The following is a 20,863-nucleotide window of genomic DNA, read 5'->3' as shown; positions in this document are numbered from 1 at the left end:
GCCGGCGCTCTGGCTCGATGGCCAGTTTCGCCATTCTTCTTTCCAGCGGGCCCATTACGGGCATCGGGCGGATCTGGGCTGACGGGCGGGAGATCCGTGGTGCCGACGGGCAGTTCGAAATGCCGACGACCATGCGGCTGCATGACGGCCGCGGTTCCGGGGTGGCCGATCCGTTGATCGTGGCGGCCGAAGGGGTCGGGCGTGCGCCCGCCTATCCTGGTTGCGCCTATGTCGTGTTCGAGGATTTCGGCTTGCAGGCCTTCGGTAACAGGTTGCCCAATCTTGGTTTCGAGGTCTTCGCGGATTCGGGCAGCCCACAGGACTGGATCAGGGCTTTGGCCGGCGAGGTCGTGCGGGGACCTGATGGCGCGCGGATGGCGCAGGGCTATGTGGCGACGCGTCCGCGGATTGCCGGGGATGTCCAGGCGCTTGCGCGTCTGTCGGGGACAGGGGCCGGATACAGGCATGGCGCCTTTGTTCTGGACGGGGCGCCGCCACTGCACAGTATCGCTGCCAGTGATCTGGCCGAGGCCGATGAGGATGCCGTGGGTGGCGGCAACGGTGGTTGGATGGTCGCGCGACGTGGTCTGGCCGCGAATGCGCGTCCTGCGGGTTGCAGCCTGACCTATCTGGACCCTGACAGGGATTATCAGGCTGGCCGGCAGTTGGTCGCGCGTGGGCGCACGGGAGAGGAATTGTCGGTATCTGCTCTGGTTGTCGCGCGGGCTGATCAGGCAAGGGCGCTTGCCGGGCACTGGCTGCGCGAGGCCGAGGCCGCAGTCGAGACGCTTGAAATCGCCCTGGGGTGGCGGTGGCTTGGTCTTTCGGCTGGGGATCATGTGGAGCTGGAGGGCCGGCCCGGACGATGGCGGGTGGTGCGGCTGGATGTTCGCGGCCTCAGGCTCATTGTGGTGGCGGAAATGCTGAGCGAGGCGTTGCCGCTTGTGCAGAGACCTGCCGACCCTGGCCGTGTGCTTCCGGCGCCCGTGATTCCTGCGTCGGTGACGCGGATTGTCGCGTTCGAGACGCCAGTGCCCTTGCGGGAAGGGCTGCCTGCGCTCCGGATTCTGGCGACGGGCGGGGCAGGCTGGAGAGGCGCGGAGCTCAGCATCGCAGGGCAGGGCGAGGACATTGCCCTGGGCACGGTTTCCCGGGCATTTCCGCAAGGCGAGCTTGTGGCGCCGCTGGGAATCGGGCCTGATAACCTCTGGGATGAGCGGAACAGCCTGCTGGTTCGGCAACAGGCGGGACAGGAGATGTTCGAGAGCCGGTCTGCCGCGGCCATATTGGAGGGCGCGAACCTGGTTCGCGTGGGCGAGGAGTTGCTCCAGTTTCGGGATGCCTGGCCAGAAGAGGGCGGGCTTGTCCGCCTTTCGGGCCTGTTGCGCGGCTGTTTCGGCACGGCGCAGCCGGTGGCGGGCCATATGGCCGGGTCAGCCGTTCATCTTGTTCGGCCTGACAGCCTGCCAGCGTACGGCATTGGCGCCGATTCGATCGGGCGGATACTTTCGGTCCTGGCAATCGGCCCTGGCGACCCGGCTGGCGGGACGCTCGCGCAGGTGGTGGTGAGTGGCGCAGGGTTCGGGCCGATGGCGCCGGTGCATGTGCGGGTGGAACGACAGCCGGATGGTGCGATTCGCAGCAGCTGGATCATGCGGGGGCGCGAGGCCTGGAGCTGGAATGATGCCGAGCCCGCAGCGGCGAACCTTATCTGGCGTTTCAGGAGCGACTCGGGGCCTGTGTTCGACTGGCAGGTGAGCGGAACCATGCTGGAGCTTTCCCCTGATGCCCAGATGGAACGGGCGGGCGGGCTGTTGCCTTCAGGCACTGTCGAGATCGTGGCGATAGGGGATGGGCCGGCGTGGATGCGGACGAGCCGCCGCCATGCAATCTGAGCGAACTGAGCCCGCCCGCCCGAGGGGTGGGGCGAATGTGAAATGAAAGGGGAATGATGGTGGAACGGACTGCAAGGCATGCGCTTTCCCTGCTCCAGCCGGGACAGGGCCAGAAGGATGTGACCCATAATGAAGCGGTCGTCTCCATTGACCTGCTGCTACAGTGCGCGGTCGTCAGCCGGTCAGTTTCAGTGCCGCCTGCCATGCCGGTGGCGGGAACGTGCTGGCTGTTGCCGGAAGGATGCGAGGGTGCGTGGCAGGGGCGGGATGGGGCGCTTGCGTGCTGGACCGAGGGGGGCTGGCGTTACCTTGGCATGCCGGAGGGCGGGCAGCTCTGGGTAAAGGACGAGGGCAGGCGCCTGCGCCACTCCGACGGGGGCTGGGTGCTGGACCTGCCTTTTGGCGAACCGCTGGAAGCGCTTCCCGTGCCGGGGGGTGGCGATGTCGTCGATCAGCAGGCGCGTGATGCCATCGGTTCTCTGGTCGCGCGGCTTGTCGGAGCGGGACTGTTGTCAGCCTGAGAAACCGTGACTGGAATGATTTGTCGACCAGTCTGTTGCAGTTAAGGCACAGTTTGTGTTGTGCAGCCCCTTGCTATCCCCAGTGATGCTCGTTTAAATGAATGGGCCTGAGTGCGACTAGTACGTAGAAGGGGATAATCATGAGGAAGTTCGCCGTCGGGGTCGCACTTGCGACCACGGTGCTCGCCGGGAGCGCAAGTGCGCGCGACCAGGCTTGGTACATTGGCCTGGATGCAGGCGGGATGCTGTCAGAAGCCACGAGCTTCGACGTCACCAGCCCGGCAGGCGTGGGCCTCTCGAAGGGCATCCGCACCAAGCATGATGCCGGCTGGGATTTCGGTGGTACGCTTGGCTATGACTTCGGTGCTTTCCGCACGGAATTCGAAGTCGGCTACAAGACCGCAAACCTTGATCGCGTGACCGTTGCCGGTGGCGCCTTTGTCGAGCCGAACCAGCGTCCGGCCGGCACCTACACCGAAGCCGGTGGTGGCACCAAGATCCTGTCGTTCATGCTGAACGGCATGTTCGACTTCGGCAACAATGACGAATCCGCTTGGGGTGGTTTCGTTGGCGGTGGTGTCGGCATCGCCCGCACCAAGGCGCACCTTTATCAGCTCGTCGACGAAACCGGTCCGGCTTTCTCCGACGACAGCGACACTGGTGTTGCCTGGCAGGTTCTCGCCGGCGTGCGTCGCTCGCTGTCCGATCGTGTCGACCTCTCGCTGAAGTATCGTTTCTTCAACGTGTCGGGTCTTGACCTGAAGTCCACCACCGGTGCGGACCTTGACGGTCGCTGGCGCAGCCACAGCGTGCTGCTGGGTCTGGCGTTCAACCTGGGTGAAGAAGCGGCTCCGCCGCCTCCGCCCCCGCCCCCGCCGCCTCCGCCCCCGCCGCCTCCGCCGCCTCCGCCGCCGGCTCAGGTGATTCCGGGACCGTTCCTGGTCTTCTTCGACTGGGACAAGGCTGACATCACGCCGGAAGCTGCCGCGATCCTCGATCGCGCTGCCGAGGCCTACATGCAGACCGGCCAGTCTTCGGTTGTGATCGAAGGTCATACCGACACTTCGGGCTCCGCCACCTACAACCAGGGTCTTTCCGAGCGTCGCGCTGGCGCCGTGAAGTCCTACATGGCTGGCAAGGGCATCCCGGACAGCCAGATGACCACGCGTGGCTTCGGCTTCAACCGCCTGCTGGTTGACACGCCGCTTGGCGTGCGTGAGCCGCAAAACCGTCGCGCCGAAATCATCTTCGGTCAGGCGAACTGATAGTTCAGGGGCGGCTAACTCCCGCCCCTGTCATCAGGCAATGAAGGTCCGTTACCCGGATACGGGTAGCGGACCTTTTCTTTTTAGCGTGTAACCAGATACGTCGCATCGATCCGGAACCGTGGCAGCGTAGCTAACGATATGCCCCGTAGCCACAATCCGGATGGCGTTATGATGAGCGCAGAATGGTGCACCACGTCTTCAGCCGAGCTGGCGCTGATTTTATGCGGATGAGTGGCGATTCAAGGCGCCAACAAGTGCAGGCCCGAACCATGAGCAGCCAAGGATTTCGCTTCCGGGCTGTTTCCTGAAGTCTTAGCGGCAGCGCCTGCGTGATTTGCCGAAGCAGGGATCAGTCAGATCGGGAACCTGGGCCCATTCGAGACGCACATCGATAAGGGGAGACCGCGCATTGCCTGTCAGGCTTTCAAGCATTCCAGGCAATTCTGCTTCAGCGAAACTGGCAAAGGTGCCTTTCGGCGCCCACAGCGCACGCCTTGCGGTTCTGGCTGCGGCGTCACAAAAACTCAACTGGGCGTCGAAAGTGGCCCAGGACTGGTTTGTGCGCGTGGCGTAGGTATCGAAAGCCCTTTGGCCGGCGCGTTGCCCCATGGTGCGAACGAAGTAGCCGGTCATGACCTTGAAGGCCTGTGCGAGTTCATCGGAGTGCTGGCGCAGGAGCGCATTGTAGGTCGGGACAGTGGCGAGGAAAGGTGAGAATTGACATTGCAGCGCCGCGACATTGAGGCCGGCGCGCACCTTCCAGACAGCATCCGCTTTCATTTCCTGGGGTGAAAGCCCCGCGAGAGCGCCCGGTGTTGCATGCGCCGGCGCTCCCGCAAGGGCCAATCCCAGAATTGCACAGGAGACCCGCAGTATTCTCCAGCTCTTGTGCGCTGTGGAATGTGACATTGTCTTCCCGTGCGATAGCATCAGCCGAGCAGCTTTCCGAGTTGCATGGCAATGCCCATGTCACCCTCGACCTTGAGCTTGCCCATCATGAAGGCCATTTGCGGGTTTTGTTTACCCGAAGCCATGTCCATGAAATCGGACATGGAAACCTTGATGCGGCAATCCGTGTCGCCATTGTCGTTGGTAACGGTTGCCGGATCGGCACGTCCATCGATCCGCACGGCTCCGTCGGAACCGAAATCGAAGGTGACAGCCTTTCCGGAAATGGCGCCATTCTTGGCGACCTTTTCGGACATGCCCTGCGTGATTTCGTTAAGGCTCATGGTCATCTCCCCATCTGATCACAAGAAAGGCCGCCATCGTGGCGGCCCTTCAAAACCCAGCCGGGCCGAATGGCCCGGTTGGCAGCCGCCTTATTGTGCGGGGGCCGATTCTGTCGCAGCCGGTTCGGCCATCGGGTCGGCCATCGGATCCGCCATCGGGTCGACGACGGCTGCGTCTGCTGCAGCCATGTCCGCAGCAGGCTCGCTCGGCAGAGCCTCTACCGTAGCGTCGACCGGCGCAGCTTCGGCTTCAGCCGGGGCGGCTTCTTCGGCCGGCTTTGCATTGTTGCAGGCCACGATGAAAAGAGCCGCGCCGGCAACCAGAGCGGCCGTCTTCACCTTTTGCAAAACTTCACCCATCGTCTGACTCCTGAATATTTCCCTCGGAGTTCAGGAGCCTTGCCATGTCGCAGGCCCCGAACTGCATGGGAACCTAGCTGCATTCTCATATTGCCTCAAGCCGCTTCCGGAAGCGATTGTCAGTTGCGAAGCCCGCCATCGAATGCGTCGGCCCATCGGTTGAACAGGGCCATGTCGAGGTCAGCCATGGTGGCATCGGGGTTGATATCGATGATGCGCGCCACGCCATGGCCGCTGATGCCGCATGGAATGATGGCTCCGAAATGCCCTAGATCGGTGGACACATTGATGGAGAGGCCGTGAAAGCTGATCCATCGGCGCACACGTACACCGATCGCACCGATCTTTGCCAGGCCATCGGCTCCTTCCACCCAAATGCCCGTGCCGATATCGCTGGTGAAAGCTTTGATGCCCAGATCCCCGAGGGCGAGGATCACCCAGCGTTCCAGCTTCTCGACATGGCGGCGGACGTCTCGCCCGCGTCGCCCAAGATCGAGCATGGGGTAGACGACCCTCTGGCCCGGTCCATGGTATGTGTAACGCCCGCCACGTCCTGCCTGCAGCACGGGAAAACGGTCAGGCTCCACAAGATCTTCCGGCTTGGCACTCGTGCCGGCGGTGATGACGGGCGGATGCTCGACCAGCCATATTTCCTCCCCCGCCGCGCCCGCGGCCATGGCTTCGACATGGGCTTCCATGCGCGCAAGCGATTCAGGATAGGGAACAGGCCCGGATTCATGGCGCCAGACAGGCGCGGGGCGAGGGGCGGAGCCGGGCTCGTTCATATGCGCCAGATAGCCCTCGTTGCCCGGCAAAACCAGTGCCGGGATGGACCTCTGTCCACATGTGCCCCCTTGGCCGATGTGCATCATGCGTGCTAGCATCAAGAAATGGCGAAGATATTCGGACATTTCTTCCGCTGCATGGGCGTTTCGGCGTCCCTGTTTGTTGCATCCGGGTTGCTGGCGGTGGCGCCGGTGCAGGCGTCCAGCCTGTTCGAGCAGCCGAAATATGCCGCCTTTCTTGCCGATGCCGAAACTGGTGAAGTGCTTTATTCGCGGCATGCCGATGCCCAGCGCTTCCCTGCATCCATCACGAAGGTGATGACGCTTTACATGGTGTTCGAGCGCCTTGCGGCGGGAACGCTCAAGCTGGACGACAGGGTTGTTTTCAGTGAGAATGCCGCGCGGCAGCAGCCATCCAAGCTGGGACTGAAGCCGGGGGAAAGCCTGACTGTCGATCAGGCCATACGCAGCCTTGCCACCAAATCCGCCAATGACGTGTCGGTTGCCCTTGCCGAGCATGTCGCCGGCAGCGTGCCCGAATTTGGCCGGCTGATGACGGCGCGTGCAAAGACGCTGGGCATGTCCAATAGCCATTTCGTCAACCCCCATGGCCTGCCAGATGCTCGTCAGGTGACGTCCGCACGTGACATCTTCATTCTGTCGCGGGCGATGATCCAGCATTTTCCGCAATACTATCAATATTTTCAGCAGCAGCAGTTCGCCTTTGGCAACCAGGTACTGCGCAATCACAACCATCTTCTGCGCACAATGCCCGGCGTTGACGGGATCAAGACGGGTTTCACGCGCGCTGCGGGCTTCACCCTTGCGGCCTCCGCCGTTCGGGACGGACGTCGCCTGATTGCTGTTGTCCTTGGCGGGCCCTCTCGCGTGGCGCGGGACAGCAATGTCGAAACGCTGCTTTCCTCCGGTTTTACCGTTCTTGCCGCCCGGGACACTGGCCGCCGCATCCAGGTGGCGGACATGCTTGCCGAGCCCGGTGACCTGAACGACGGAATCCTCGAGGCGCTGGTCGAGCAAGGCAGCGCCGAGCAGGGCAGCGCCGAGCAGGGCAGCGCCGAAGGAGGCCCCGTCCCCAGGCGATGACCCCGGGGCGAACCGCGCCTGGTGCGCCGCACAAAGAGGCTTAACCTGCGCGCGTGGCTGCTCTAGTGCTTGATACAGGCACATTCAGAGGAGGCACTTTCATGGCAAGCGATGACCGGCATGACACTCAGGGGATGGCAATCTGGTCCGGTCTTGCCCAGAAGCGTCTTTCCCGACGGGGTCTTCTTTCCACCCTCGGCGTCGCAGCGGTCGGCTTCAGCCTGCAGGCCTGCGGCTCGGGTTCGGGATCCGGGGAAGAGCCCGCATCAAAGCTGAATTTCTATACCTGGGACACCTACATCGGTGAAAACACCCTTGCCGATTTCGAAAAGGCAAGCGGAATTCGGGTTCAGGCGAGCTATTTCGCGACCAATGACGAGCTGTTTGCAAAGCTCAAGGCGGGCAATCCCGGCTATGATGTGATCGTTCCATCGAACGAATTCGTCACCCGCATGCGCGAGGCCGACATGCTCGAACCGCTCGACATGTCGCTCATACCGAATTTCGCCAACATCGCCCCGGAATATCAGGATGCCGAATATGATCCGGCGCCCAAGCACAGCGTGCCCTACACCTGGCTGGTGCTGGGCATCGGCTATCGCAAATCCCGCGTGAACGGCGTGCCGGACAGCTGGAAATGGCTGTTCGACAGCGATCTCTACAAGGGCCGCATTGCCATGACGTCGGAAGCTGCGGATCTCATCCGCCTTGGCGCCAAATATCTTGGCAAGTCGCTGAACGGCATCGATGCCGCCACGACCAGGGCGGTGGAGGAGATGCTCATCCGGCAGAAGGGCAACATCAAGGCCTTCCACGAAGACAATGGTCAGGACATGCTGCTCGCCGGCGACGTTGACCTGGTGCTCGAAACCAACGGCGACATCGCGCAGGTCGCGCAGGAAGATCCCGACATCGGCTTCGTGGTGCCGAAGGAAGGCTCGCTCCTGAATGCCGACACGCTGTGCATTCCCAAGGGCGCGCCCCGCATGGCGGAGGCGCACCGGTTCATCAACTTCCTGCTGGACGGGGAAGTCGGCAAGCATATCACCGAGACCATCCTTTACCCCACGCCCAACACGGCGGCCAAGGCGCTGATGCCCGAAAGCTATCAGCAGAATTCCATCATCTTCCCCACCGGCGCCGGCATCGAGGCCAGCGAATGGGGGCGGTTCGAGGGTTCCGAACAGGCCCGGATCTTCGAGGAAGCGATCACCCGCGTCCGGGCCGCCTGACGCGGCTGACTGACGCGGCTGAGAGGGGCAGGGCATGGAGCAGGGGGTTGACTGGCGGCGAAGCCCGGCGGGCCTCGCCGCCCTTCTGGGGCCGCCGCTTGGCTGGTTCCTCATTTTCTTCGCGGTGCCCATGGCCGTGGTTCTGGCCTACAGCTTCGGAACCAACGAAGGGGTCGCCGACATACGGATATCCGGCACCTTCGCCAACTATGCCCGCGCCCTGGAACCGCTCTACCTCGGCATCCTGGCCAAGTCCCTCGCCTTCGCGGGGCTTGCAACGCTTGTCTGCCTGATCATCGGATTTCCTGTCGCGCTCGCCATCAGCTTCGCCACGCCGCAGATGAAAGCCTTGCTGCTGATCGGCGTGATGCTGCCTTTCTGGACCAACCTGCTCATCCGCACCTATGCACTGATCGCGCTGCTCCGGGATGAGGGGTTCATCAACATGGCGCTCGAAGGCGCCTTCGGATGGGCCGGCTTCGAGCGGCTGAACATGATGCACAGCAATTTCGCCGTGCTTGTCGGCCTGGTCTATGTGCATCTGCCGTTCATGGTCCTGCCTCTTTATGCCGCGCTCGACCGGCTTGACCGATCGCTGATCGAGGCGAGCCTCGATCTGGGTGCCGGGCATGTTCGCACCATATTCGCGATCGTCCTGCCGCTGGCCCTGCCGGGCATCCTGTCCGGCCTGCTTCTCACCTTCATTCCGGTGCTTGGCAGTTACCTCGCTCCTGATCTTCTCGGCGGGCCGGACAGCCAGATGATCGCCAATGTGATCGAGCGGCAATTCAAGCGCGCCAACGACTGGCCGTTCGGCGCTGCGCTGGCCTTCATGCTGATGTACCTGACCTTCATCGGCATTGCGCTGCAGGCAATGGCGCGTCGTCGACGCGCGGCGGACGCCGGCTGATGCGCGAGCCGCCCGGCCTGCTTGACTATGCGCGCCGCTGGCCGCTTCGGCTCGTGCTCGCGGGCGTGGGGCTGTTTCTCTATCTGCCCCTGCTCGTCCTCGTGCTGATGAGCTTCAACGACAGCCGTCGAACCACCCAGTGGAAGGGCTTCACCCTTGACTGGTATGCCGCCGTCTTTCGCGATCCTGAGCTGATTGCGGCGCTTGGCAATTCGCTGATGATCGCGGCGCTTTCCACCATCATCAGCCTGTTGCTCGGCACGCTGGCCGCACTTGCCCTGTGGCGCTTCCGCTTCGGCGGGCGCACGCTTGTCGATGGCGCCTTCGCCCTGCCGATCGTGGTGCCCGAAATCTGCATGGGTGTCGCGATGCTCATCTTCTTCGCGCGGGTGATGCCCTGGCCTGTCGGCATGCCCTGGCCGTTTTCCCTTGGCCCCATCGTCATCGCCCATGTCGCCTTCAGCTTTCCCTTTGTCGCCGTCGTCGTCCGGGCGCGGCTGCAAAGCTTTGACAGGTCACAGGAAGAGGCTGCGCGGGACCTTGGCGCCAGCCAGTGGCAGGCCCTGCGCGACGTCGTGATCCCGCATATCAGGCCGGCGCTTCTTGCGGGGGCGCTGCTGGCCTTCACCCTTTCGCTTGACGATTTCGTCATCACCTTCTTCACGGCCGGCCCGGACACCGTCACCTTTCCGGTGAAGGTCTATTCGATGGTCCGCTTCTCGGTAACGCCCAAGGTGAACGCCATTTCCACCATGCTCCTTCTGTTGACCATCGCGCTCACCTTCATGGCATTGCGCCTGCAGGCGCGTGCTCTTGCCGAGGTCCGCCGCTGATGGGTTCCATCATAGAATTCCGCAACATCACAAAGCGCTTCGGCGCGGTCACGGCGGTCGACAATGTCAGCCTCAGCATTGAAGAGCGGGAGTTTTTTGCCCTGCTCGGCCCATCCGGATGCGGCAAGACCACCCTGCTGCGCATGCTGGCCGGTTTCGAGACTCCCTCGAGCGGCCAGATCCTGATCGACGGCAAGGATGTGACACATGTCCCGCCCAACCGGCGGCCGGTGAACATGGTGTTCCAGAACTATGCCGTGTTTCCGCACCTCTCGGTGATGCGGAACATCGAATATGGCCTCAGGATGGAAGGCGTGGTCGCTGCCGAGCGGCGCGCGCGGGCAGAGGCTGCACTCGCGCTCGTCCAGCTCGAGGGCTATGGCGACCGCATGCCGGACCAGCTTTCGGGTGGCCAGCGCCAGCGCGTCGCGCTGGCTCGCGCCATCGTCAAGCGGCCGCGCGTGCTCCTGCTCGATGAGCCGCTTTCGGCGCTCGACGCCAAGCTGCGCGAGGAACTGCGCTTCGAAATGTCCGCGCTGCAGGATCAGCTCGGCATCACTTTCGTCATGGTGACCCATGACCAGGACGAAGCCCTCGCCCTCGCGACCCGCTGCGCCGTGATGCACAAGGGATCGTTGATGCAGGTGGCGACGCCGGCCGACATCTACGAATTTCCGGCTTCGCGCCTGGTGGCCGATTTCATCGGCTCGGTGAACCTGTTCGAGGGCCGGGTCGAGACTGACGAAAGCGATCATGCCATCATCAACCTGCCCGAGGTGGGAATCCGCGCCTGGCTCGATCATGGCACGGGCGCTTCGGGAACCGTCCAGATCTGGCTTTCGGTCCGGCCCGAGAAGGTCGAGCTTCACAAGCGCTCCAACAACGAGCCGCCGCCCGTGATGGAGGGCACGCCACCCGGCTACAATGTCCTCAAGGGCCGGATCATGGATATTGCCTATCTCGGCTCGGAATCCGTTTATGACGTGCGTCTGGAAGGGGGGCGGCGCGTGCGCGTGATCAGGCCCAACCTGACCCGCTGGGACCAGGAGGATTTCAGCTGGGACGAGGATGTCTGGCTTGGATGGCACGCCGAAGCCGTGCATGTACTTCTGCAATGACTGAAATTCTCGAACGCTACGTAGCGGTGCCGGGCGGCCGCATCTTCACCCTGCAATGGGGGGAAGGCCCGCTTTTCCTGTTTGCCCATGCAACCGGCATGTGCGCCCGCCTCTATGTCGATCTTCTCCGGCCGCTCGGGGCGAAGTTCCGCGTCGTCGCCTTCGACGCCCGTGGCCACGGGCGCACCGAACTGGAGGCCGACCCGGCGGCCATTCCTGTCGACTGGCACATCTACCGGCAGGACATGAAGGCGCTTCTGGATGCGCTGGGCGGCGGCCCGGTGCGGCTGGCCGGGCACAGCTTCGGGGCCACTTCGGCTTTCGAGACGGCCGTTGAAAACCCCGGTCTTGCCAGCAGTGTTACGCTGATCGATCCGCCTTTCATTCCCTTTGCCGAGGCTTCGGCCTATCGCGCCGTTCGCGAGGCAAGCGGGGCGCCTTCGAATTTCATGGCCGACCGGGCGGCCCGCCGGCGCGGCAGTTTTCCGAGCCTTGCCGCGGCCCGAGAGGCCTATCATGGCCGGGGCGTCTTCGCCGACTGGTCCGACAGCGCACTCGATGCCTATCTTGAGGGCGGTTTCCTGCCCGATGGCGAAGGCGTCCGTCTGGCCTGCTCGCCGGCATGGGAATCCACCAGCTTCCGCGGTGTCTCAACCACCCTCGAAGACAGCATGAAGGCCTGTGATTTTCCCTTCACGCTCCTGTGTGCTTCAGACGGCAGCACCGTGCCCGAGCGGGAAGAGCAGCTGATCGCCGCCATGCACCCGGACGCAACCGTGCTGCGTTTTCCGGGCACCGGCCACTTCCTGCCTGTCACGCACCCGGATCTGGTGCGCCCCTATCTGGAACGGATGCCCTGAACAGCCTGATTCCAGAACAGCCTGATTCCTGAACGGCCTGATTGAAGGCCGTCCGATAGCGAAGCCGTCAGGGCGCGCGCGCCGAAAGGTAGAGGATTTGCAGATCCACGCCGATGCGACCATCCGGGTCGGCGCCTTCGGCAAATGCACGCTCGGCCAGCATCCAGCGGCGCGGCGTCGTCAGCCCACGCGCGCGGGCTGCAAGCCAGCCACTGTCTCCATGGGCGCGGACATCGCGCGCCAGCGCGGCAAGGCTTGCGAACCGAAGACGCAGTGTCTCCACTTCCGCTACCGGGTCCACGAAACCGGCGCGCTGCAGCAGCCCGGCCGCCTCGGCTGGATCCACTGCCGGGCCAAGCCGCACAGGCACGCCGCGTCCCGACTGCATGTCAGCGGCCAGAAACGCCTGGCGCACGCCGCCAAGCGACAGGCCTGCCGGGAAGGCGGCCTGAAACCGGCCACCGGGCTTCAGCGCCCTGCGGCAGAGGATCAGCGCGCCCGGCAGGTCGTTCACGCCGTGCAGCGTCATCAGGCCGACAATGTGCGCAAAGGCTGCATCGGCAAACGGCAGCCTGTCCTCGTCGCACTGGACCCCGCCATGCCTGCGCGCAAGGTCGAAGCCGGGGTCGGCACAAATCACCCCTTGCGGCGGCGGCACCATCAGCCCGATCCGTAATGCCGGACCATCCGGCACCGGACCGAGAAGGCGCGCCCTTTCGGCCAGTTCCCCGGCCACGTGGCGCAGGATATCGTCACGGTCACCCAGCAGGCGGGCTGCCCGGTCGCGTGCCCTGCGGCGCGCATCACGGTCAAATGGCTCCATAGCTTCCATCTCGCCTGCCTCCGCTGTTCGCGCTAGGGTCGCGCAATGCCCTTTCCGCAGGCCCTTTCAGCCCGCTTCGCCGATGGCTTCAGCCATGGACTGCGCGGCCTTGTCGATCTGCTGATGCCGCCTGCCTGCATCGCCTGCAAGGCCCCGGTCGCGGGCGGCGGCCCGGCGCAGGGCCTTCATGCCTTCTGCGCGGATTGCTGGTCGGCCCTGCCGATGGTGCCGGCGGCGTCCTGTCAGTCCTGTGGCCACCCGCTGCCGGTTCAGTGGTCGGCTGAAAGCCATTGCCTTGGCTGCCTTGCCGAACCGCCAGACCATGACGGCGCCCGCGCCGCCTATCTTTACGAAGGCCCCGCGCGCTCGGCCGTTCTCGCCTTCAAGAACGGCCGCCATGCCTATGCCGCCATGATGGCCGCCGCCATGGCCCGTGCCGCACCGGCCATGCTCGAAGGTCAGCCCCTGCTCGTGCCGGTTCCGCTGCATCGCTGGCGCCTGTCCGGGCGCGGCTACAATCAGGCCGCATTGCTTGCCCGGGCGCTTGCCGAATCGACCAGGTCCGATCTTCTCGTCGACGGTCTCCGGCGTGTGCGCGCCACACCGCGCAGCCAGGGCCTCACGCGGCGGCAGCGCCAGCGCAATGTGCAGGGCGCCTTCCGCCTCGCCCCGGCAGCCGGCGCCCGGATCGGAGGGCGCGCCATCCTTCTCGTCGATGATGTGATGACAAGCGGCGCGACCGCCTCGGCCTGCGCCCGCGTCCTGAAGCGTGGCGGCGCCGCGCGTGTCGGGGTCCTCACATTCGCACGGGTTGCGATGGCCGATGCGAGCACCTATCCTCGGGAAATGGAAAGACAGGACGCGCATGGCGAAGATTGAAATCTACACCAAATTCTTCTGCCCCTACTGCACGCGCGCCAAGGCGCTGCTGTCCTCCAAGGGCGTCCAGTTCGAGGAATTTGACATCACCATGGGCGGGCCGAAGCGGACGGAGATGCTCGAGCGCGCCAATGGTCGCACGACCGTTCCCCAGGTCTTCATAGACGGTCGCCATATCGGCGGCTCCGATGATCTTGCCGCGCTCGATGAAGCCGGTGGCCTCGACCCTCTTCTTGCCGCCTGATGCTGAAAGCCGGGCTGGTCCAGACGACGACGGGTCTTGACCCGTCCCGCAACGCGGCGGATCTGGCCGCGGCGGTCGACCGTCTGGCCGAAGCCGGGGCGGATATCGTCTTCACGCCCGAGATGTGCGGCCTTCTCGACCGCAATTCGAAGCGCTTGGCAGCCAATGCCATGGCGGAAGAGGATGATCCGACGCTTGCCGCCCTGCGCACTGTTGCCCGTGAAAGGCAGGTGGCGGTCAGCATCGGCTCGCTTGCCATCCGCACCGGTGGCGGAAAGCTTGCCAACCGCAGTTTCGTGATCGGGCCGGATGGGTCCATCCTGGCCCGCTATGACAAGATCCATCTTTTCGATGTCGATCTCCCCAATGGGGACAGATACCGGGAATCGGCCAGTTTCGAGCCGGGCGCCGATCTCCGGCTGGTGCAGCTTGACTGGGGCCGGCTCGGCCTCGCCATCTGCTACGACCTGCGCTTCCCGCATCTTCATGCGGCGCTTGCCCGCGCCGGCGCGCATGTGATCGCGCAGCCAGCGGCCTTCACCGTGCCGACGGGCGAGGCCCATTGGCATGTGCTGATGCGGGCGCGCGCCATCGAGACGGGAAGTTTCATCATTGCCGCCGCCCAGACCGGCCTGCACGAGGACGGGCGCGAAACCTATGGCCATTCCCTCGTGGTCGATCCCTGGGGCCATGTCCTTTTCGACATGGGCGACAGGCCCGGCGAAGCCATGGTCGGCCTCGATCTCGCACGGGTCGAGGATGCCCGCGCGCGCATCCCGAATCTGACCCATTCCCGCCCGCTTCCCCAGCCCGTCATCGCAGGTGGCGGCCGGTGATCGTCTTCGATCTGAAATGCGGGCACGGCCATGTCTTCGAGGCATGGTTCGGGTCCAGCGAGGATTATGCGGAGCAGCGCGCGCGCAATCTCGTGGCCTGCCCCATCTGCGAGGACCGGGCGATCGAGAAAGCCGTGATGGCGCCCTCGGTCGGCCCCAAGGGCAACCAGACAGCCAGCGATATGGCGCGCAAGGAAGCCCTGCGCGAACTGGCGGCCCTTCAGGCCAGGCTGGAATCCGAGTGCGATTATGTCGGCGCGGATTTCGTGGCCGAAGCGCGGCGGCGCCACAAGAGCGCAGCCGCCGGGCCGGATGACGAAACGCCTTCGGACCACAGTGCCCGATCATATGCTGAAGCCGGCAAGCCACAAGTGCGCGGCATCTACGGCGAGGCCAGCCTTGCCGATGCTGTCGAGTTGCTGTCGGAGGGTATCGAGATTGCCCCCCTGCCATTCCGTCCGCGCCAGAGGGCCGATGCCTGAGTCTAGCCGGCATGCGCCAGCCGCTTGAACCTTTCGCCGGCTTCGCGCATGGAGGCTTCATGGTCCCGTAGCTCAGCAGGATAGAGCGGCGGTTTCCTAAACCGTAGGCCACAGGTTCGAATCCTGTCGGGACCACCATTTCGCGCTGACGGGCAGGCGCGCCAGGCGGCACGGCACGCCTTGGCCATGTCCCGCCATCAAATCATCTGGAAAGCCGGGGCGTGGCTGGGCTAGACGGCGCCGCCATGAAGAAAACCGATCCCGCATCCCCGCTTCGGCCCCTGCCGCTTCTCATCTTCAGCTCGCGCTGGCTGCAGTTGCCGCTCTATCTCGGCCTCATCGTCGCCCAGTGCGTCTATGTGTTCCTGTTCCTGAAGGAACTGCTGCACCTTGTCTCGCACGCGACCGAGTTCGGCGAACAGCAGATCATGCTGGTCGTCCTTGGCCTCATCGACGTGGTGATGATTTCCAATCTTCTGGTGATGGTGATCGTCGGCGGCTACGAGACGTTCGTTTCGCGCCTTGGCCTGCAGGGCCACCCGGATCAGCCGGAATGGCTGAGCCATGTGAATGCCGGAGTGCTCAAGGTGAAGCTGGCGATGGCCATCATCGGCATATCCTCCATCCACCTGCTCCGCACCTTCATCGAGGCCTCGAACATCGGCCGCGATACCGCAACTGTCACGGCCGAAGGCGTGATGTGGCAGACGATCATCCACAGCGTCTTCATCATCTCGGCAATCGGTATCGCCTATGTCGACAGGATGAGCCAGCCGAAGCACTGATGAGCTGACCGGGAAACAGGTCGGGCAGCCGCGGCCGGGCAGAGCAGCCTGCCCGGCCACGCACTGCCCGGCAACGTCCTGCCTCAGATGACGCCCATGGCGCGCATGGCTTCCGCCACGCGCACGAAGCCGGCGATGTTCGCCCCCAGCACATAATCGCCCGGCGTGCCGAATTCCTCGGCAGTTTGGGCGCAGCTGTCGTGAATGTCGCGCATGATGCCAGCCAGCCGGTCCTCGGTCTTTTCGAAGCTCCAGCTGTCGCGCGAGGCATTTTGCTGCATTTCCAGCGCCGATGTGGCGACACCGCCGGCATTGGCCGCCTTGCCGGGGCCGAACAGCACGCCCGCTTCCTGGAACAGGCGCACGGCCTCGGGGGTGCAGGGCATGTTGGCGCCTTCGCCAACGGCCTTCACACCATTGCCGATCAGCACGCGCGCATCCTTGCCTGTCAGTTCGTTCTGGGTGGCCGAGGGCATGGCGATGTCGCAGGGCACATCCCATACCGAGCCCTTCTCGACATAATGGGCGCCCTTGCCGCGCGCTGCGACATAGTCGGAAATCCTGCCGCGGCGGATTTCCTTGATGTCCTTCACGAGATCGAGGTCGATCCCCGCTTCGTCCACCACATAACCATTGGAATCGGAGCAGGCGACGACCCTGGCGCCGAAGGCCTGGAGCTTCTCGATGGTGTAGATGGCGACATTGCCCGATCCGGAAACCACGGCCCGCTTGCCCTCCAGCCCCTCGTTACGGGTGGAAAGCATGCGCTCGACAAAATAGACCGCGCCATAGCCGGTCGCCTCGGTGCGGGCGCGCGAGCCACCATAGACAAGGCCCTTGCCCGTCAGCACACCGGCTTCGTAGCGGTTCGTCAGCCGCTTGTACTGGCCGAACATGTAGCCCACTTCGCGCCCGCCCACGCCGATGTCACCGGCGGGCACATCGGTATATTCGCCGATATGGCGGTAGAGTTCGGTCATGAAGGACTGGCAGAATCGCATGATCTCGCCGTCGGACCGCCCGCGCGGATTGAAATCGGACCCGCCCTTGCCGCCGCCGATGGGCATGCCGGTCAGCGCATTCTTGAAGATCTGCTCGAAACCGAGGAACTTGATGATTCCGATATTGACGGACGGGTGGAAGCGGATGCCGCCCTTGTATGGCCCCAGCGCCGAGTTGAACTGTACGCGGAAACCCCGGTTGATATGGACCTTGCCATGATCATCAACCCATGGAACGCGGAAGATGATCTGGCGCTCGGGTTCGCAGATTCGCTCGATCAGGGCGTTGTCGGCATATTCCGGATGCTTGGCGATCACGCGGCCAAGGCTCTCCAGAACTTCGCGGACGGCCTGGTGAAATTCCGCCTCGCCGGCGTTGCGGCGCAGAACCTCTTCCAGGATGGGCTGCAGCTTTTCGTCGATCTTGTGCAATTTTCCGGTTCCTGTGCGTCTTCTCTCATTTTGCACGGCCCTTGGGGCGGAAAATCGCCACCGGCGCAACAGGAAATGCACGAAATCGCCGCAAATGCCCCACTCCGCATCTGCGCGGAGAATGTCGCAACCACCAATGCAAAGGCCCGCCCGTGGCCGGTCCTGATCCCCGCGTCACAACTGATTTATCGGGAATGAAAGGGCTTTAATCAGACCCTTGGTGCCAGGAGAGGACTCGCATCTTATTATATTTTGTGTGATATAACAGCAACATAGTCGATGTGGTTTTTGTGAAGGCCCGCAGAAAAGCCCGCATTTCAATGTGGCTTAGAGGTTCGAGTCTTTTCATGGGACTCGAATCTTCAAAAAGTGGCGGATTTCCGCCATTCTCTAACCGTGAACAAAAGCAGAAAATTGTAGCTTGAAAGGACCGAAAGGCCCACGAAAAATCGTTCATGGAACGTTCCAGCATGTTCCAGTTGTTCTCTAGCGATCCCTTCTGCCTCAGGGTTGAAAGCTGTTTATGACCTCGAAATGGAGGGATGCAGGCCAGTCAGAATAGCTCACCGCGTTGTGGTGCGTGGTGCGTGGTGCAGAGGTGCTCGAAGCCGTAGCAGCTATGTCGCTCCCGAACGGTAGCAAATTTCCGGAGAATGCTCGCGAATGAAGTAATTGATCCCGAACGGGGGCATTCATTGACTTGGGGGCAATTTTCAGCCTATATGCTCCCGAAAGGGCGCAAGTCATGAGCAAAGAGTCCAAACTGCCGGCAGCCGCAAACCTGCTACTCGCATCACGCATGTTGCCGGCGGGCTCGGGCGCGGCATTGATCACGGCACTTGGAAAGCATCCGCTAGTCGCGCGGGGTGAAGTGCTCAATGCGCTGCATCCCAACGTTGCGATCCCGTCCCAACTCTACGCGGCAGAGAGAAATCCGAAACCGGTCATCGCCGAAGCGGTCGGTACGACCCGCACGCCGTTCACATCAATTGCCGAGCTTGGGCTGATGGTCCGTGATGCCCGCAAGGCGATGAAGATGAACCAGACCGAATTCGCGGCACATGCCGGTGTTGGCCGCCGGTTCGTTTCCGAGCTCGAGGGAGGCAAGCCCAGCCTGGAGTTCGATAAAGTCCTAGCCTGCGCTGCAGCCGCTGGTGTCGACCTCTTCGCCAAGAAGCGCCGCGTCTGATGCGCTCCCTTAACGTCTGGGTTGAAGCATTCTCTGAGCCTGTTGGTCTGCTGAATTCGGACGACAACGGAGCGATACAATTCAGCTACGCACCGGCGTGGATCCAATCTGCCGCGAACTTTCCGCTGTCCCTGTCCCTGCCTCCGCGCGAGGATCCTTTTGGCGATTCGATCTCGCGCGCTTTCTTCAGCAACCTTCTGCAAGAAAACGATCAACTCGAACGAGTCATCGCGCGAGAAGGGCTTGATCGCGGGGACATCGTAGGCCTGCTGGCCCATGTCGGCGCGGATTGCTCGGGGTCGGTCAGCGTCCTCCCGGATGATCATCCCCCGATCAAGCGCCCGGGCTCGCTCGGACAGGACTACGATGTCCTGAGTGAAAAGGACTTTGCCGATCTCGTCTTGCGCCTTGCACAAGGGCGCCCGCTGCCAGCAGAGATGCGCGACCCATCGCCGGTCGCAGGCTTTCGCAGGAAGATCTCGCTTGCCGCCTTGCCGGGCGACCGGTTCGGACTGCCAAAAGTAGGCTCAGGGGCACCGACTACCCACATCCTCAAAATTCCTGACCCGAACCATCGCCACGAAGCCCGCCACGAAGAGTTTGTTACTGCACTGGCCCAACAGGCCGGTTTCAATGTCGGCGCGTGTGTTGCGGGGGAAGTCGAGGGTCAAGAGGTGTTGCTCATCACCCGCTATGATCGGTGGGTGGAGGAAGACCGGGTTTACCGTGTCCATCAGGAAGACTTCGCGCAAGCACTAGGTCTTCCTGCCGATCTTAAGTACGAACGGCGTGGCCGTGAGGGACGCCGCTTCGATACCGAAGCCATAGCCCGCGTGCTTGATGCTACGGACCGGCCCGCACTGGCCCGAGAGCAGTTTCTACGTTTGACGCTGTTCAATCTGCTCGTCGGGAACAATGACAACCACGCGAAGAACCACGCCCTCCTGCATGTGCCGGGCCAGGCCCCCGTGCTGGCACCATTCTATGACTTGGTGCCGGTGCAGATGGTTGCGGGCTTCCGCGAGGATCTCGCTTTTCGGATCGGGAATGCCCAACTCCCCCATGAGATAACGGCCGCCGACTTGGAGATTTTTTCCGTCGCTCTTGGCATTCCTGCTGCTGGCGCGAGAAGGATCCTGGTTTCAACAGCAAGAGAGCTCCTTGAAACCATAGAAGGCCTGTCCGCCAACTTCTCGCAAGAGATGCGGCCTCTCGACAATCTCATCGGCGAGGTGGCTACACTGCTGAACGCGGAGCTGGGTCTTGATCTCGCCTTGCGGGAACGTGATGCGCACGTTGTGCGCGGCGGTGGATGGAATCTCAGCTAGTGACGACCCATCCGTCACTTGCCTCTGCGATTGAGACCGACCTTGCTCTTCAGCACTCGCCCCTGCTGCGTGCCACGCTTCACACGCTTCGCTACATCGAAGCCAACGGCCCGATTGCATTGACCCCTTCCAAAGCATTGAAGCGTTACTTTGTCGAATGGGCCGCCGGGGCTTTCGAATGGCCACATTTCACCGCCGACGATCTCTATGCCGTCAACAAGGTCCTGAACGAGCATGACTTCCCTCCGCTCGTCGTGCTTCACGATCTGCTGATCGCGACCAAGCTGGCCCGCCACTACAAGGGGCACCTGGCGCTCACGAACAAGGGACGGACATTTGCCAAGGAGCCTGACCGGCTATGGCACCTCCTAACGGCCCAAATCCTGTGGCATACGGACCATGGGCGATACATGCGCCGTCCCGACCAGTTCGACGGCGACTGGCGGGTGATCCTGAACATAATCAATTTCGAGGCCCACGACGGCGCGACTGACGACAAGATTTACGCAGCCATTCTCGGTGTGAGCGAGGAGCAGGCCAAGCGCGACTACATCCTTACAGCAATCCTGTATTGCTATGTGCTGCGACCTTTGGCGTGGGCTGGCCTCTTGGCCGAGGTCCGAACGGGGACGGGCTTTGGGATGGAGCACATCTACGTCAAGACGCCTCTTTGGAGTTGGAGTTGACCCGCTTTGGTGGACACCCTGAAGATGGATTTGGAGGTGTCACATGGGGAGATTTCGAAC

At 63.1% G+C, this 20,863-nt stretch carries 23 protein-coding genes and 1 tRNA gene; 18 read left to right on the top strand and 6 right to left on the bottom strand.

The genetic code is table 11. From position 1 onward, the window contains the following. Positions 1-17 precede the first annotated feature (17 nt). From ACUJ46_RS11840 to ACUJ46_RS11830, 3 genes are all read left to right on the top strand, one after another. Positions 18-1,895, top strand: coding sequence for a phage tail protein (locus tag ACUJ46_RS11840; RefSeq protein WP_445390704.1), 1,878 nt, complete (start codon positions 18-20; stop codon positions 1,893-1,895). A 53-nt stretch (positions 1,896-1,948) separates the two neighbouring features. Next, entirely contained in the window at positions 1,949-2,416 is a 468-nt protein-coding gene (locus ACUJ46_RS11835; protein ID WP_445390703.1) for a DUF2793 domain-containing protein, read from the top strand. Between the two features lie 140 nt (positions 2,417-2,556). Beyond that, positions 2,557-3,681, top strand: a complete 1,125-nt coding sequence (locus ACUJ46_RS11830) for an OmpA family protein (RefSeq protein WP_445390702.1) — start codon at positions 2,557-2,559, stop codon at positions 3,679-3,681. A gap of 315 nt (positions 3,682-3,996) precedes the next feature. Here ACUJ46_RS11830 and ACUJ46_RS11825 read toward each other — a convergent pair whose 3' ends face one another. From ACUJ46_RS11825 to lipB, 4 genes are all read right to left on the bottom strand, one after another. Continuing rightward, on the bottom strand, positions 3,997-4,464 hold the full coding sequence (locus ACUJ46_RS11825; RefSeq protein WP_445390701.1) for a hypothetical protein: 468 nt from the start codon (positions 4,462-4,464) through the stop codon (positions 3,997-3,999). Between the two features lie 149 nt (positions 4,465-4,613). Further along, complete coding sequence (locus tag ACUJ46_RS11820; RefSeq protein ID WP_445390700.1) at positions 4,614-4,916, bottom strand: SCP2 sterol-binding domain-containing protein; 303 nt, start codon at positions 4,914-4,916, stop codon at positions 4,614-4,616. A 90-nt stretch (positions 4,917-5,006) separates the two neighbouring features. Further along, positions 5,007-5,276, bottom strand: coding sequence for a hypothetical protein (locus ACUJ46_RS11815; RefSeq protein WP_445390699.1), 270 nt, complete (start codon positions 5,274-5,276; stop codon positions 5,007-5,009). A gap of 119 nt (positions 5,277-5,395) precedes the next feature. Continuing rightward, a complete protein-coding gene (gene lipB / locus ACUJ46_RS11810; RefSeq protein WP_445390698.1) occupies positions 5,396-6,061 on the bottom strand; it encodes a lipoyl(octanoyl) transferase LipB in 666 nt (221 codons plus the stop codon). 105 nt (positions 6,062-6,166) lie between these two features. Here lipB and ACUJ46_RS11805 point away from each other — a divergent pair, with 105 nt between their 5' ends. From ACUJ46_RS11805 to ACUJ46_RS11780, 6 genes are all read left to right on the top strand, one after another. Beyond that, positions 6,167-7,165, top strand: a complete 999-nt coding sequence (locus tag ACUJ46_RS11805) for a D-alanyl-D-alanine carboxypeptidase family protein (RefSeq protein ID WP_445390697.1) — start codon at positions 6,167-6,169, stop codon at positions 7,163-7,165. Positions 7,166-7,266: 101 nt separating this feature from the next. Next, positions 7,267-8,397: an ABC transporter substrate-binding protein gene (locus ACUJ46_RS11800; RefSeq protein WP_445390696.1), complete on the top strand. Its 1,131-nt coding sequence runs from the start codon at positions 7,267-7,269 to the stop codon at positions 8,395-8,397. Positions 8,398-8,431: 34 nt separating this feature from the next. Beyond that, entirely contained in the window at positions 8,432-9,307 is an 876-nt protein-coding gene (locus tag ACUJ46_RS11795) for an ABC transporter permease (RefSeq protein WP_445390695.1), read from the top strand. Then, on the top strand, positions 9,307-10,140 hold the full coding sequence (locus ACUJ46_RS11790) for an ABC transporter permease (protein ID WP_445390694.1): 834 nt from the start codon (positions 9,307-9,309) through the stop codon (positions 10,138-10,140). Before ACUJ46_RS11795 ends, ACUJ46_RS11790 begins: the two co-directional genes overlap by 1 nt. After that, positions 10,140-11,258: an ABC transporter ATP-binding protein gene (locus ACUJ46_RS11785; protein WP_445390693.1), complete on the top strand. Its 1,119-nt coding sequence runs from the start codon at positions 10,140-10,142 to the stop codon at positions 11,256-11,258. Before ACUJ46_RS11790 ends, ACUJ46_RS11785 begins: the two co-directional genes overlap by 1 nt. Beyond that, on the top strand, positions 11,255-12,118 hold the full coding sequence (locus ACUJ46_RS11780) for an alpha/beta fold hydrolase (protein ID WP_445390692.1): 864 nt from the start codon (positions 11,255-11,257) through the stop codon (positions 12,116-12,118). Before ACUJ46_RS11785 ends, ACUJ46_RS11780 begins: the two co-directional genes overlap by 4 nt. A gap of 67 nt (positions 12,119-12,185) precedes the next feature. Here ACUJ46_RS11780 and ACUJ46_RS11775 read toward each other — a convergent pair whose 3' ends face one another. Continuing rightward, complete coding sequence (locus ACUJ46_RS11775; protein WP_445390691.1) at positions 12,186-12,941, bottom strand: class I SAM-dependent methyltransferase; 756 nt, start codon at positions 12,939-12,941, stop codon at positions 12,186-12,188. A 45-nt stretch (positions 12,942-12,986) separates the two neighbouring features. Here ACUJ46_RS11775 and ACUJ46_RS11770 point away from each other — a divergent pair, with 45 nt between their 5' ends. The 6 genes from ACUJ46_RS11770 to ACUJ46_RS11745 all read left to right on the top strand — a co-directional run bounded on the left by ACUJ46_RS11770 (position 12,987) and on the right by ACUJ46_RS11745 (position 16,167). Next, on the top strand, positions 12,987-13,820 hold the full coding sequence (locus ACUJ46_RS11770; protein ID WP_445390690.1) for a ComF family protein: 834 nt from the start codon (positions 12,987-12,989) through the stop codon (positions 13,818-13,820). After that, positions 13,807-14,064, top strand: coding sequence for a glutaredoxin 3 (grxC, locus tag ACUJ46_RS11765; RefSeq protein ID WP_445390689.1), 258 nt, complete (start codon positions 13,807-13,809; stop codon positions 14,062-14,064). The genes ACUJ46_RS11770 and grxC overlap by 14 nt, the downstream gene beginning before the upstream one ends. A 2-nt stretch (positions 14,065-14,066) precedes the next feature. Beyond that, positions 14,067-14,900: a carbon-nitrogen hydrolase family protein gene (locus ACUJ46_RS11760; RefSeq protein WP_445390799.1), complete on the top strand. Its 834-nt coding sequence runs from the start codon at positions 14,067-14,069 to the stop codon at positions 14,898-14,900. Continuing rightward, a complete protein-coding gene (locus tag ACUJ46_RS11755; protein ID WP_445390688.1) occupies positions 14,897-15,382 on the top strand; it encodes a DUF1178 family protein in 486 nt (161 codons plus the stop codon). Before ACUJ46_RS11760 ends, ACUJ46_RS11755 begins: the two co-directional genes overlap by 4 nt. Positions 15,383-15,443: 61 nt before the next feature. Then, positions 15,444-15,520 (top strand) — tRNA-Arg (locus ACUJ46_RS11750). A gap of 107 nt (positions 15,521-15,627) precedes the next feature. Beyond that, positions 15,628-16,167 carry a TIGR00645 family protein gene (locus ACUJ46_RS11745; protein WP_445390687.1) on the top strand — a complete coding sequence of 180 codons (540 nt, stop codon included), beginning with the start codon at positions 15,628-15,630 and terminating at the stop codon, positions 16,165-16,167. Between the two features lie 83 nt (positions 16,168-16,250). Here the strand turns inward: ACUJ46_RS11745 and gdhA are convergent, their stop codons facing one another. Next, entirely contained in the window at positions 16,251-17,600 is a 1,350-nt protein-coding gene (gene gdhA / locus ACUJ46_RS11740) for an NADP-specific glutamate dehydrogenase (RefSeq protein WP_445390686.1), read from the bottom strand. A gap of 745 nt (positions 17,601-18,345) precedes the next feature. On the opposite strand from gdhA, the gene ACUJ46_RS11735 reads away from it, so the two are divergent. From ACUJ46_RS11735 to ACUJ46_RS11725, 3 genes are read left to right on the top strand one after another with little or no spacing between them, the layout of a single operon-like run. Further along, positions 18,346-18,789 (top strand): helix-turn-helix transcriptional regulator, encoded by a 444-nt coding sequence (locus ACUJ46_RS11735; RefSeq protein WP_445390685.1) that lies wholly within the window; start codon positions 18,346-18,348, stop codon positions 18,787-18,789. Further along, positions 18,789-20,117 (top strand): HipA domain-containing protein, encoded by a 1,329-nt coding sequence (locus tag ACUJ46_RS11730; protein WP_445390684.1) that lies wholly within the window; start codon positions 18,789-18,791, stop codon positions 20,115-20,117. The genes ACUJ46_RS11735 and ACUJ46_RS11730 overlap by 1 nt, the downstream gene beginning before the upstream one ends. Continuing rightward, positions 20,117-20,803, top strand: coding sequence for a hypothetical protein (locus ACUJ46_RS11725; protein ID WP_445390683.1), 687 nt, complete (start codon positions 20,117-20,119; stop codon positions 20,801-20,803). The genes ACUJ46_RS11730 and ACUJ46_RS11725 overlap by 1 nt, the downstream gene beginning before the upstream one ends. Positions 20,804-20,863: the final 60 nt, after the last annotated feature.

The sequence above is a fragment of the Sandaracinobacteroides sp. A072 genome (assembly GCF_052616365.1).
Note: the sequence above shows the minus strand (reverse complement) of the source record. Positions and strands in the feature narration are given on the sequence as shown.

What these genes read in the sequence shown, in the direction of transcription:
- ACUJ46_RS11800 (WP_445390696.1), top strand. Translation starts at nt 7,267, where the DNA reads ATGGCAAGCGATGACCGGCATGACACTCAGGGGATGGCAATCTGGTCC.
- ACUJ46_RS11805 (WP_445390697.1), top strand. Translation starts at nt 6,167, where the DNA reads ATGGCGAAGATATTCGGACATTTCTTCCGCTGCATGGGCGTTTCGGCG.
- ACUJ46_RS11780 (WP_445390692.1), top strand. Translation starts at nt 11,255, where the DNA reads ATGACTGAAATTCTCGAACGCTACGTAGCGGTGCCGGGCGGCCGCATC.
- ACUJ46_RS11775 (WP_445390691.1), bottom strand. Translation starts at nt 12,941, where the DNA reads ATGGAGCCATTTGACCGTGATGCGCGCCGCAGGGCACGCGACCGGGCA.
- ACUJ46_RS11820 (WP_445390700.1), bottom strand. Translation starts at nt 4,916, where the DNA reads ATGAGCCTTAACGAAATCACGCAGGGCATGTCCGAAAAGGTCGCCAAG.
- ACUJ46_RS11745 (WP_445390687.1), top strand. Translation starts at nt 15,628, where the DNA reads ATGAAGAAAACCGATCCCGCATCCCCGCTTCGGCCCCTGCCGCTTCTC.
- ACUJ46_RS11730 (WP_445390684.1), top strand. Translation starts at nt 18,789, where the DNA reads ATGCGCTCCCTTAACGTCTGGGTTGAAGCATTCTCTGAGCCTGTTGGT.
- grxC (WP_445390689.1), top strand. Translation starts at nt 13,807, where the DNA reads ATGGCGAAGATTGAAATCTACACCAAATTCTTCTGCCCCTACTGCACG.
- ACUJ46_RS11770 (WP_445390690.1), top strand. Translation starts at nt 12,987, where the DNA reads ATGCCCTTTCCGCAGGCCCTTTCAGCCCGCTTCGCCGATGGCTTCAGC.
- ACUJ46_RS11785 (WP_445390693.1), top strand. Translation starts at nt 10,140, where the DNA reads ATGGGTTCCATCATAGAATTCCGCAACATCACAAAGCGCTTCGGCGCG.
- ACUJ46_RS11815 (WP_445390699.1), bottom strand. Translation starts at nt 5,276, where the DNA reads ATGGGTGAAGTTTTGCAAAAGGTGAAGACGGCCGCTCTGGTTGCCGGC.
- ACUJ46_RS11795 (WP_445390695.1), top strand. Translation starts at nt 8,432, where the DNA reads ATGGAGCAGGGGGTTGACTGGCGGCGAAGCCCGGCGGGCCTCGCCGCC.
- ACUJ46_RS11735 (WP_445390685.1), top strand. Translation starts at nt 18,346, where the DNA reads ATGAGCAAAGAGTCCAAACTGCCGGCAGCCGCAAACCTGCTACTCGCA.
- ACUJ46_RS11840 (WP_445390704.1), top strand. Translation starts at nt 18, where the DNA reads ATGGCCAGTTTCGCCATTCTTCTTTCCAGCGGGCCCATTACGGGCATC.
- ACUJ46_RS11835 (WP_445390703.1), top strand. Translation starts at nt 1,949, where the DNA reads ATGATGGTGGAACGGACTGCAAGGCATGCGCTTTCCCTGCTCCAGCCG.
- lipB (WP_445390698.1), bottom strand. Translation starts at nt 6,061, where the DNA reads ATGAACGAGCCCGGCTCCGCCCCTCGCCCCGCGCCTGTCTGGCGCCAT.
- ACUJ46_RS11825 (WP_445390701.1), bottom strand. Translation starts at nt 4,464, where the DNA reads ATGAAAGCGGATGCTGTCTGGAAGGTGCGCGCCGGCCTCAATGTCGCG.
- ACUJ46_RS11830 (WP_445390702.1), top strand. Translation starts at nt 2,557, where the DNA reads ATGAGGAAGTTCGCCGTCGGGGTCGCACTTGCGACCACGGTGCTCGCC.
- ACUJ46_RS11790 (WP_445390694.1), top strand. Translation starts at nt 9,307, where the DNA reads ATGCGCGAGCCGCCCGGCCTGCTTGACTATGCGCGCCGCTGGCCGCTT.